The sequence below is a fragment of the Bacteroidota bacterium genome (genome assembly GCA_018698135.1).
GTDB lineage: Bacteria > Bacteroidota > Bacteroidia > CAILMK01 > JAAYUY01 > JABINZ01.
On record JABINZ010000013.1, the window covers coordinates 1 to 11,861 of the forward strand.

At 33.5% G+C, this 11,861-nt stretch carries 11 protein-coding genes; 7 read left to right on the forward strand and 4 right to left on the reverse strand.

Going from position 1 to position 11,861, the window contains the following annotated elements; translation table 11 throughout:
* Both HOG71_01190 and HOG71_01195 read right to left on the reverse strand, forming a co-directional pair.
* The coding region (locus HOG71_01190; protein MBT5989444.1) for a LamG domain-containing protein at positions 1-2,170 on the reverse strand (2,170 nt) is incomplete at its 3' end.
* A 213-nt stretch (positions 2,171-2,383) separates the two neighbouring features.
* Positions 2,384-3,535, reverse strand: coding sequence for an ABC transporter permease (locus HOG71_01195; protein MBT5989445.1), 1,152 nt, complete (start codon positions 3,533-3,535; stop codon positions 2,384-2,386).
* Positions 3,536-3,607: 72 nt separating this feature from the next.
* Between HOG71_01195 and HOG71_01200 the strand changes: the two genes are divergently transcribed.
* The gene (locus tag HOG71_01200; GenBank protein MBT5989446.1) at positions 3,608-4,813 is read left to right on the forward strand and encodes a DUF1343 domain-containing protein; all 1,206 of its coding nucleotides are present in this window, start codon (positions 3,608-3,610) and stop codon (positions 4,811-4,813) included.
* Positions 4,814-4,861: 48 nt separating this feature from the next.
* Here the strand turns inward: HOG71_01200 and HOG71_01205 are convergent, their stop codons facing one another.
* The gene (locus HOG71_01205; GenBank protein ID MBT5989447.1) at positions 4,862-5,302 is read right to left on the reverse strand and encodes an Hsp20/alpha crystallin family protein; all 441 of its coding nucleotides are present in this window, start codon (positions 5,300-5,302) and stop codon (positions 4,862-4,864) included.
* Between the two features lie 226 nt (positions 5,303-5,528).
* Positions 5,529-6,191, reverse strand: coding sequence for a hypothetical protein (locus HOG71_01210; GenBank protein ID MBT5989448.1), 663 nt, complete (start codon positions 6,189-6,191; stop codon positions 5,529-5,531).
* A gap of 139 nt (positions 6,192-6,330) precedes the next feature.
* On the opposite strand from HOG71_01210, the gene HOG71_01215 reads away from it, so the two are divergent.
* From HOG71_01215 to HOG71_01240, 6 genes are all read left to right on the forward strand, one after another.
* On the forward strand, positions 6,331-6,888 hold the full coding sequence (locus tag HOG71_01215; GenBank protein ID MBT5989449.1) for an RNA polymerase sigma factor: 558 nt from the start codon (positions 6,331-6,333) through the stop codon (positions 6,886-6,888).
* Entirely contained in the window at positions 6,888-7,457 is a 570-nt protein-coding gene (locus tag HOG71_01220; protein ID MBT5989450.1) for a hypothetical protein, read from the forward strand. The genes HOG71_01215 and HOG71_01220 overlap by 1 nt, the downstream gene beginning before the upstream one ends.
* Before the next feature lie 44 nt (positions 7,458-7,501).
* Positions 7,502-8,551 (forward strand): hypothetical protein, encoded by a 1,050-nt coding sequence (locus HOG71_01225; GenBank protein MBT5989451.1) that lies wholly within the window; start codon positions 7,502-7,504, stop codon positions 8,549-8,551.
* Positions 8,552-8,720: 169 nt separating this feature from the next.
* Positions 8,721-9,509 (forward strand): DUF2807 domain-containing protein, encoded by a 789-nt coding sequence (locus tag HOG71_01230; GenBank protein ID MBT5989452.1) that lies wholly within the window; start codon positions 8,721-8,723, stop codon positions 9,507-9,509.
* Between the two features lie 11 nt (positions 9,510-9,520).
* Positions 9,521-10,039 (forward strand): hypothetical protein, encoded by a 519-nt coding sequence (locus HOG71_01235; protein MBT5989453.1) that lies wholly within the window; start codon positions 9,521-9,523, stop codon positions 10,037-10,039.
* Between the two features lie 133 nt (positions 10,040-10,172).
* Complete coding sequence (locus HOG71_01240; GenBank protein ID MBT5989454.1) at positions 10,173-11,627, forward strand: DUF3520 domain-containing protein; 1,455 nt, start codon at positions 10,173-10,175, stop codon at positions 11,625-11,627.
* Positions 11,628-11,861 lie beyond the last annotated feature (234 nt).

An 11,861-nucleotide genomic window follows, 5' to 3' on the forward strand; every position in this document is an offset into this window, starting at 1 on the left:
CACCAAGCATATTATAAACTTTGATAACTGCTTTGTTGGTCTCTGTACTTCTTGTATCGATGAATAATGTTCGATGGGTTGAAAAAACATTAATACTTCTCATATTATTTTCATTTAATTCGGTGCTTGTCTTTTCATTATCAACTAAAGTGGCTGAGTGATTTACATGTAATAAAAATCTTTCTTTACTATCGGTCACTTGGCCGTGGAAGTGATAAGTACCTTGTTTCAGGTCAAATATTTTGTTTGTTACTAAGTCTTCAAGAAAAAAATCTGTTTCAACCGGACTTTTATCCAGCTTACAGTTAATCTGATATTCGCTATTAACTGAAGCAATAAAGGAAATTGGAATAGATACATCCATGTTGTTTTTGGGAAGAGAATTGATGGATGCGAACGAACCGTCTGTCAGTACTGAATAAATTTGAGGAACATCAGAATCGTAACTATAAATTTTATATGCATCCAGATTATCTTCAAAATATTCCTGTGCATTTTCATGAAATCGAATGATGGTTTCATCATTTCGACCATTTCCATCAACAATTAATGAAAGTTGATATGCATTTTTATCACCTCTGAATTGACCATTGGGATATTCCACCATTACCTGGGGGGTCATTGCTATTGAACCACCTCCAGAATTGGCTCGAACAAAAAATCCCTGAGTTGAAGCAATATATCTGCTCCCTCCATTTGTTCCTGATCCATTTGTGTAAGTGGTGAAATTATTTTGAGCAGGATCCCAAATATATATTGCTCCATTGATATTTGTTTTGGTCCATCCACTGCTTGCGTCCCAATCGATTGTAGCAGGATATGGGTTTCCAATTAAGTTGTATCCATCTCTATTGTAGGTCAGGTTTTTTGAAAAATTCCCTGAATTTAATGAACCAGTATAGGTCACAACTTTATGATTGTTTTTGACATAAACATCGTAACCATCCATACTATTAAGCGTTTGATTATTGGTTACTTTATTCCATAGTCCACTTGTTTCGTTGTATCCATATAATGCTGATCCCCAAAAGATGTTAGATGATGAATTAGAAACGGGGGAAGAAATGTAATGCCAGCCATCGGAGGTGATTTTTCGCTCAAATCGACTTTCCCCAACCACAGCTAATGTTCCAAGATTAACCAGCGAAGCTGTTTTTGTATTATCTGTTTTGAATACTATTTCGCTCCATACTTTTAAGCTCTTTCCAGAAGCAATTGTCAAATACTTTCCTGGATTTAAAATTAGTGAGCCACATTGCATGCCCGTATTTTTTACTTCAGGTAAATTGGTTGTTGTAGTTGGTATTAATACATTTGAAAAAGCATGAGGAGTTATTCCTTCTTGCCAATTATTGGCATTATTCCAATCGCGAGATACATCGCCTTTCCATGTTAATGAGTTAGGAAATAATCTTGTTTTCCACCTGGGTTTGTTTCCATTTGATGGGATAAAATTACCCGTATTGCTGTTCGAGCTATTATCACTTACAACAGTGCCACTTCCTTCGTTAAATGGCCAGTAGCCTACTAAATTACTCCATAATGAATCACTTGAGTTTAGCTCCTCAAACATTCTTTTCTGGATTTGATAAATATGCAAACAGCTGTTCCAAATTCGCACTTCATCAATGATTCCATCAAAGGTGAATTTATTGTAGCTCGTGTTATAATCTTCATTTAATTGTCTGCCAATGTTTAATCCATTTTTGTTAGGATCATTTAAACTGGCGTAATTAATTGATAAACTATTTGAAGAAGACGATTCGAGCTTTCCATTCAGATATAACTGCATGCCGGATGAGTTCCAGCTTGCACTTACATGATACCATTTTGACAATTGTAAACTGCTTGTTGATTGAATTTGATAAGAGTTTGAATTGTTTGAAATTGCAAAATACAATTTGTTGTTATTCCACAATTGCAGGGTGTAAGCCTCGTCAGAAAAATCTTTTTTATCGCCCTTGTGAATGATTCCGGCAAAGTCCTTATAAGATGATAAATAAATCCATGCTTCTATCGTACCCTGTGAACTTAGATTTAAAGAGCTATTCTGGCTTATGCGTATGCCATTATTCTTGGCATTAATGAATTTTATACTATTTGAATTTGAAAAAGATGAGTGACTTATAATGGTAAAAAGTAGGATCAAATAAATTGCTGTTTTTCTCATCATGGCATTTTTTAGGCACACTAATATTGCAACAAGCAAGACTTGTTTTTGTCAAAAAATTATATGTTTGGTGAGAATTCGAATCAGGTAAATTGTTATTCTCAATTATTTATACGATGAGAAAAAAAAAGTTACCTCGAAGAAATCAACGATTGTGTAAAGCGCACATAATCATAGACATCACACTGCAAATTTATTTTTAATTTTATAAGATTAATTGAAGCGGATTGCTTTGAGTGGTTTAATGCGAGAGACAAATTGGGTTGGAATAAACATGATCAGGGTACATATTAAAAATGTACCAAGATTAAGCAAAGCAAAACGTCCCCAACTTAATAATACAGGAACATGATCCATGTAATACGATTCAGGTGAGAGTTTGAATAGTTCAAATTTATATTGAAGGAAAATGAATGTAAAGCCAATTAAATTTCCAATAATGACTCCAGAAGCTATCAGGAAAGCAGCATGAATCATAAAGATTAATGAAACACTTTGGTCAGATGCTCCCATGGATTTCAGCATACCAATCATATTTGTTTTTTCCAGAATAATTATTAAAAGTGCTGTAATCATATTTACAGCTGCAACAATAACCATCAAAATCAAAATTATTCGAACATTGATATTCAGCAAATTCAGCCAATCAAATATCTGAGGATAAATCTGTGAGATCATTTTTGTATCCTCATTGAAATTTACTCCAGCTCTAACAATGTCATTTACTTGTTCGATTTCTTCCAGATCGTTGATGAAAACTTCGTAGCCACCAATTTGGTTGTTTTCCCAATTATTCAGTTTTTGAATTTGCTTGATATCGCAGATGGCAAAAACCTGATCGATTTCTTCAATTCCGCTATCAAATATTCCTGTGATAATAAACTTACGAACACGTGGAGGTTGCTGGACAAAATAAATAGCTACATCATCACCTATATTCAATCGGAGTTTTTTGGCTATTAAATTGGAGATAATCAGATTAGTTGATGTTGTGCTATCTGCAAATGTTGGAATTTCTCCTTCTACCAGAAATTGCCTGATATAGCTCCAGTCATAGGTAGACGATACTCCTTTAAGTACAACCCCTTCAATGGCTTCGGTTGTTTTAATAATGCCTGGCTTGTTGGCAAAAACCTGAATATTATTTACTTGGTCGATGCTGGAAATGCGCTTATAAACATCTTGAGAATATTCAATCGGTTCATTTTCAAAAGTATAATTTATATTCGTATGCGTTATTTGAATGTGTGAAGCAAAACCAATTACTTTGCTTTTTATTTCATGCTGAAAACCTTTAACAATGGAAATGGATACCATCATTACGGCTAAACTAAGTGCAATAGCAGCAATAGCAATTCGGACCACCGTTTTGGAAAATGTACGTTTGGACTGAAATGTGATTCTTTTTGCTATGTAATATTCGAAATTCACAAGGATATGAAAAAAATGATTGGACTTTTAATTTTTTATTTGTTTGCAAATTTAACATATGCACAGTTAAAAACAGGTGCTGAACAAATGAATAAATACATCCCTTTGATAAAGGATAAAAAAGTAGCTATTGTTGCCAATCATACGTCCATCATACAAGATGTTCATTTGGTAGATACATTATTATCGCTGCATATTCATATTGCTAAAATATTATCACCTGAGCACGGATTCAGAGGAAATAATGCAGATGGTGCCATTATTTCTGATTCAGAATACGGACCTGATAAAATTCCCATAATTTCCTTGTATGGAAACCACAAAAAGCCAACAGCGGCTGATTTGAAAGGAATTGATGTTGTTATTTTTGATATGCAGGATGTTGGCGTAAGGTGTTATACCTATATCTCAACCATGTCCTACGTCATGGAAGCCTGTGCAGAAAATAATGTGGCAATGATTGTATTGGATAGGCCAAATCCCAATATTGGTTTTGTAGATGGACCTGTTCTGAAAAAAGAATTTGCCTCTTTTGTTGGTTTGCATGAAGTTCCCTATCTGTATGGAATGACCATTGGTGAGTATGCAAATATGGTGAACGGAGAAGGCTGGCTAAACAAGGCAATTAAATGTGATTTAAAGATAATGCCTCTTTCATTTGAAGATGGTGAAGAATATTACTACCATCATTTGAGCGATTGTGAGCAGGCTTATTTTAAAGCGCATTATAAACTACCCATTGCACCAAGTCCAAACTTACCCAATATGAAAGCTGTAGCTTTATATCCTCATCTCTGTTTATTTGAAGGAACAGATGTGAGTGTGGGCAGAGGAACCAATAAACCTTTTCAGATTATTGGTAAACCAAATTCTCATGTAGGGAATTATTATTTTACACCAATAAGCATTCCGGGGGTTTCTGATAATCCTCCTCATTTGGGGAAAGAATGTCAAGGCATTGATTTAAGTAATACTCGGCTTCAGTGTGGATATTGGTCGCTCAGTTTAGAATTTCTTTTGGATTTCTATCAGCATTCTGATAATAAGTCAACATTTTTTAAAGCTTATTTCGACAAGCTTGCAGGAACCGATCAATTAAGAAAACAAATTATAGCAGGCTGGACAGAAGAGCAAATAAGAGAGAGTTGGAAAGAAGATCTTCAGAAATTTAAGCTCATAAGAGAAAAGTATCTGCTTTATTCCAGAAACTAAAAAACCCTACACTAAGTGCAGGGTTTTGAAAACAAGCTTGATTCGTTATTATGAAATTTTAATTTCTCTTAAAGCTTTTACTTTAGCTTCTTCTTTTTTAGGTAACATAACCTTTAGTACACCGTCTTCGTATTTTGCATCAATTTTTGAACTTTCGATGCTATCAGGTAATGTAAATGAGCGACTAAATGAGCTGTAATTAAACTCTCTGCGAGTGAAATTCATTTCTTCCTTCATTTCTTTTTCTTCAGTCTTGGTTTCAATTGTAATCACATCATTATCGAGTTTTACGTTGAAATCATTTTTCTTTAAGCCAGGTGCAGCAACTTCAATTACAAATTCTTCTTTGCTTTCAACAACATTTACAGCTGGTAAATTGTTTTTTGCCTTTGGTGTGAAAAAATCCCTGTCATTTTCAAAGAAATTATCAAAAAACTTTGAATATGCTGGATAGTAGTTGCTTGGTTTGTTCATTCTTACGAGTGTCATTATTTTGTCCTCCTATAATTTAATTTGTTAAAAAATCATTTTGTATTTGACTAGCTTATTTCAACTAAAATGCCATCAGTTAAAATGGAAATTATGGCTGCTTTAGGCGCAATTTGTTACTGACAAGTATTTGGTAATCAATAATATGAGGCCATATTTTCAGATTAGTACAGACAAAAATTCAAAAGATATGAAATAACGGCAGAAGCTGTCAGTTATTGAATTTCTAAATTGTAGCCCGAAAAAAATAATTGTTCTTAACCAGCTGAAATTTTTCTACTGATGAAAAAGTTGTATTCAGATTAGTTTCAAGTTGAAGCAAAGATGCATTCATGCTTGGATTGTTTACATCTTTATTAAAAAGCAGCATTCCTGTAGGACTGAGTTGTTTTTTTAATGCATTAAGAAATTCAATACTTTCAAAATAAGAAGGAATAATATCGTTTATGTAAATATCAAATACGATAAGATCGAAAAGCTGTTTGTTTTGTAAAATATAAGTGGCTGCATCCTGAGGAAGAACTTGCAGGTTTTGAAAGCGCTCAATATTGAAGTATTTTTTTCCCAGTTTTATAACCACCGGATCTTTTTCAATAGCAATTATTGGAAAGTTGAGTTTGTATTCCTCGCGTATTATTGACACAACACTGCCTGTTCCAAAGCCAAGCACAAGGCAATTGTTAATTTTTAATTGATCAATTCCAATATGTTTGAAGGCTTTTTGGAATCCGGTATGCAATTCACCAAAACTGTAGTTGGTTGATTTGGCATTAAGTAAATATCTTCCATTGATATGGTAAACATACAATTCCCCATTCAAAGGACTGTTAACTTTATCTACCAAGTTACCACCTAAATAGCTGCCTATATTTTTAAACCAAGCTAACATGATTAATCAATACATACAAAACTATAGAATTCAAAATGAATAGTTTTATCTTTATTCCTGCAAAAGATAATTGTTATCTAATTAAATAAAGTTTAATGCAACCTTTTCAACCTTTTCTTGTCATTATAATTGATTTAATTTGGGTTTGGAAGTCGACTACATAAATAGAGACAGGGATTTAGTGGAGCAAGCTAAACAGGCTAACCAGCTGGCACAGTATCAGTTGTACCAGAAGTATGCAAAAGCTATGTTCAATGTTAGTCATCGTATGATGAATAATTTTGAAGAAGCAGAGGATGTGCTACAGGATGCTTTTATTGATATTTTCAGGCGATTACATACCTTCAGATATGAGAGTTCCATCGGTTCCTGGATTAAATCCATCGTTATTAATAAATGTATCAATGCGCTGAAAAAGAGAAAAATAGACATGTTTCTATCAGAAGATGTAATGAAATATGAAAAGATTGATGAACAAAATATGAATGACGATCAGATTTCATATGATGTTAGCCAGCTTAGAGATCAAATAGGCAAGTTACCTGAAGGATATCGTGTTATTTTTTCATTATATACCATGGAAGGATACGATCATGAAGAAATTTCTCAAATATTAAACATAAGTGTTTCAACATCTAAGACACAATATATGAGAGCAAAAAATAGAATTAGAGAATCAATAAAAAGCCAGCAATAATGCAAGATAAGCTAGAAAAATTCATACAGGAAAACAGGGACGAATTTGACGTTCACTCCCCGAGTCCTGATTTATGGGATAAAATAAATAAGGAAAATGAAGTTATTGTATTTAACAAAGCTTCTTCAAGACGTTTTCGCTTTTATGCTCTGCGAATTGCAGCCGTTATTCTCATTGCTGTTATATCAATTGTGGCCTATGAGCAGATTGGCAAATATCAGGAAGATAGTAAGCTGAGTAGCAATGAGGAAATGAAAATTGATCCTGAGATTGTAGAATTAATAGAGGCTGAAGCATATTATGGAAATCAGGTGAGTTTGAAAATGAAAGAACTGGAAACCTATACTGCTGATTTTGAAGATATACGCGAAGATGTATTGAATGATTTTGAAGATTTAGATGCGGCTTATTCTGAATTAGCAAATGAATTGGGTAAGGATATTTACAAACAGCAAATGATTGAATCTATGATAGAAACATACCGAATGAAAATAAGTATTTTAGAAGAAGTATTGATGCAATTTGAGAATTGGGAAGAAGAGAGTGCATCAGAAATTAAAGGAATATAGTTATGCGACTAAAACATATAAGTTTATTCTTTATTTTGGCTTTAATGAGCAATACAATCATTGCTGCTCCACAAATTAAGCAAAGCAAAAGAATAGTAAGAACCTACAAACTGAAACCGGAAACACAGGTTGAAGTTTATAATAAGTACGGTAAAGTTGAAATTATTCATTGGAATAAGGATTCAGTGAAATATGTCATCAATTTGGAAACAAGGGCCAAAACGAAAGATAAAATCGAAAAATTGGAAGCCTTGCTGAATTTTAGCTTTCAAGGAGGTGAGAACTACATTCGTGCACAAACACTTATTGGAAGTGAATCGAATGATTTGCTATCTGAAATCAGCAATTTAACCAATGCCATTTTTACAATTGGTGCCGAAGTAGATATCGATTTTACCGTTTATATGCCTGCTAATAACAAGCTCAAAATAGAAAACAGTTTTGGCGATGTTTTTATGGGTGATTTCAATCCAAATCTTCAAATTGACTTGTCGCATGGCGATTTGAGAACTGGGAAATTAAATTCATCTTCGATTATCAATATCAGGTTTGGTCATGCTTTTATTGAGTATATAAAAGAAGGAAAAATGAAAGTTAGTTATGCCGACATGGATATTTCAAAAAGCAAAATGCTGGATATTGAAAGTAAGGTTTCCAAAATTAAAATTGATCAAATTGACGTACTATCACTTGACTCTAGAAGAGATGCATATGAAATAGGATCAATTGATTACTTAAAAGGGAGCAGTAATTTCTCGAACATAAAACTAAACACCTTTAAAAAGGAATTAAAATTAAGGTTGAAGTATGGTGCATTGAGGATGGACAAAATTTCAAATTTGTTTTCAGCCATTGATGTGACTTCAAATTATACAGATATTACAATGATTATTGAGGAAGGGGCATCTTACAAAATATCAATTACGGAAACGGATGTCAGCATTAGCTATCCGAAAGAAAAAATTCAGTTAAGTAAAGAATTGATTGACAAAGAAAAAGACACCAATAAATACGCTGGAAAAAAAGGGAATAATCCTAAATCTAATATCCTGATAGAAGCCGAAAAAGGCTCTATTAAAATTTTTCAGGAATAATCTGATTTGCATGCAACCCTATTGCTAATTAATTGTCCTTAAGGTTGTATAAAATTTCAGATTAGAAGTATGAAATCAAATGAAATTATATCATGTAATTCATAGTAGCATTTTTTTAAAAGATTGCTAAACACCTACGATTTCAGGCTTCACATAAACAATTAAAAACATGAAAAAAGTAATTAGAACAGGATTTATTGTATTAGGTTTAAGCATAATCATGCTGGGATTAAACTCTTGTTATTTTGATTTTCTGGACTGTATTCGGGGAAATGGAAACATGGATGAGGAAAGCCGGGAATTAAATGAGTTTGATGAGGTTAAACACTATGGTTCCTTTGATGTTATCGTTATTCAGGACACAATGTCGAAAGTGATAATTAGTGCTGAAGAGAATATCCTTCCTTATATTTCTACACAGGTTAGTCATGGAGCATTAATCATTAAAAGCAGAGACAACCATTGTTTAAATCCATCCCGCTCAGTAAAAATAACTGTTTATACACCTGATATAAGTAAATTATTATTGGCAGGTTCTGGTAGTATGGTATCTGATAGTATTGTCAGTAATAAGTTTGAAGCGGGTATTACAGGTTCAGGTTTTATACGTGCTGATGTTTTTGCTACTGATGTCGAACTGAATATTTCCGGATCAGGAGATATGGATGTGTATTTAGAAGCCGATTATTTGGAAACCAATATTTCTGGTAGTGGATTAATGAAACTATTTGGTGAAATTCATGATTCTGAGAATCGGATTACAGGTAGTGGAGATATTAAATCGTTGGAAATGGAACAGGAAATAAGTGTTGTTAATATTACCGGAAGTGGTTCTGTATGGGTAGATGTTTCCAATACATTGGATGTAAACATTACGGGTTCGGGAGATGTTTTTTATTCAGGATCACCAAAAATATATTCAAATATCACAGGATCAGGAAATATCATCGAGTTATAAAAATTGGGTAAATGAAATTAATTAAGCTATTACTTTTAGTCGGTTTTACTGTTTTTATCAGTGTAAACTTTGCTTTTGCACAGGATAAGGGAATAGGTTTGCGAGCAGGATTAACACCTGGAATTAACTTCAAATCTTTTCAATCGAGTCAAACTGCATATGAACTGATTTTGGGAAAAAGGGATGGAGGTAGTCTACTAACCGGAATCCTTGAATTTATTGAACCAGCATCAGCTTTGGCAAGAGAAAGGTTTACCTATTATTATGGATTTGGCTGTCATATTGGATATTACAGAGAAGATTATTCTTATCATGTATTTGATAATTATGGATTCGATTTTGAAAGAACAAATAGAAGGACTTATCCGGCAATCGGATTTGATGGCATATTTGGATTGGAATATAGATTTCAAACATTCCCTTTGTCAGCAAGTGCCGATTATAAACCCTATTTTAATTTATTTGGGCCTAATCATTTTTTTGGAAAAGGCTTATTTGATTTTGGATTTTCTTTAAAATATCTGTTCTAAGAAAGTAGATCCGGAATCATAGAATCAATATCAAGTTCATTGAAAATTTCAATGGACTTTTTTTTTATTTACTCGCAACCCAAATTGAGCATTCAGCATCTAAATGCTATACTAAACGGTTAAAATTTTTGTGATGAAGAAAATATTTTTTTTTGCCATTATTCCTCTTTTTGTTCTTTTAAGTTCTTGTTATAAGGAAGGAGCCTTGGGTCCGATGGGTTTGGGTTTTGATAATGGGATTTCTTCTGGGGAACAATACAATACTTTCAGTGAAAATCCATTCGTAAAAGCAATTGATGAACCTGTTTCAACTTTCTCAATTGATGCTGATGGAGGATCATATAGTAATGTCCGCAGATTTTTAAAAGGAGGAGAAATGCCTCCGGTGGATGCTATTCGTGTTGAAGAATTAATAAATTACTTCCAATATAATTATGCTGATCCGATTGATCAACATCCAATTGGTATTAGTACCGAAGTTGGAGAATGTCCATGGAATGCCGATCATAAATTAATTCAAATAGGAATCAAGGGGAAATCAATCGCTAAAGAAAACTATCCGGCTTCAAATTTTGTATTTCTGGTTGATGTTTCTGGTTCAATGAGCAGTGCTAACAAATTACCATTAGTGAAAACCGGAATGAAGTTTTTGCTTGATGAAATGCGGGATATTGATAGAATGGCTATCGTTACCTATGCCAGTAGTCCCGGAGTTGCTCTAAATTCGACCAACGATAAAGAAAAAATAAGAAAAGCAATTGATAAATTAGGTGCCGGTGGCAGTACAGCTGGTGCAGGAGGTATTAATAGAGCCTATGAAATTGCTGAAGAGAACTTTGTAGTAGATGGAAATAATCGGATAATTATTGCCACCGATGGTGATTTTAATGTAGGAATTTCCGATCAGGATGAACTCATTAAACTTATTGAGAAAAAGCGTGAATCAGGAGTTTTTCTGACAACAATTGGTGTTGGTACAGGAAACTTAAATGAAGGAATGTTGGAACAATTGGCCAACAATGGAAATGGAACATTTGAATACATTGATAATGAGTTGCAGGCCCGCAAGGTTTTTATTGATGAGTTTGGAAAGTTTTTCACAGTAGCAAAAGATGTTAAAATCCAGATTGATTTTGATCCGGCTGTTGTGGAATTATATCGTTTGATCGGATACGAAAACAGGGTGTTGAATGATAGTGACTTTACGAATGATGCCAAAGATGCTGGTGAAATTGGTGCTGGTCAGACCATTACCGCTATTTATGAAATAAAGTCAACGCAAGTTGCATTTCTGAGAGGATCGCATCCAATCAGTATAAATTTTCGATATAAAAAACCAAATAGCGATGTAAGTGAGTTGATTGTTAAAGCAGCAACGGATGATTTGACTCCTTTTGCTTCAACCTCAGAAGATTTCAGATTTGCATCTGCTATAACATCTTTTGGTTTGCTTCTTAGAAATTCAGAATATAAAGGCGATACAGACTATGACAAAGTATTGAACTGGGTAAATAATGCTAGAACATTTGATCCGAATAGTTATCGTTTCTATAGCACAGATCTTATTAAAATAGCCAAGGGATTGTAAAAAGCTAGATCTTCAATTCCTCACTGTCCTCTTCGAAAGACAGTTAGGGCGAAAATCTTCAATTTCCCACTGTCCTCTTTGAGAGACAGTTAGGGGCGAAAAAGTAATGTTCAATTCCCTATTGTCCTCTTCGAGATACAATGATGGGACAAAAAGTATGGGCAGCAATACTGGAAATTTTTGTTTGTTTTAATATGTGATTCCGATTTATCTATCTTTGATTAAAATAATTGA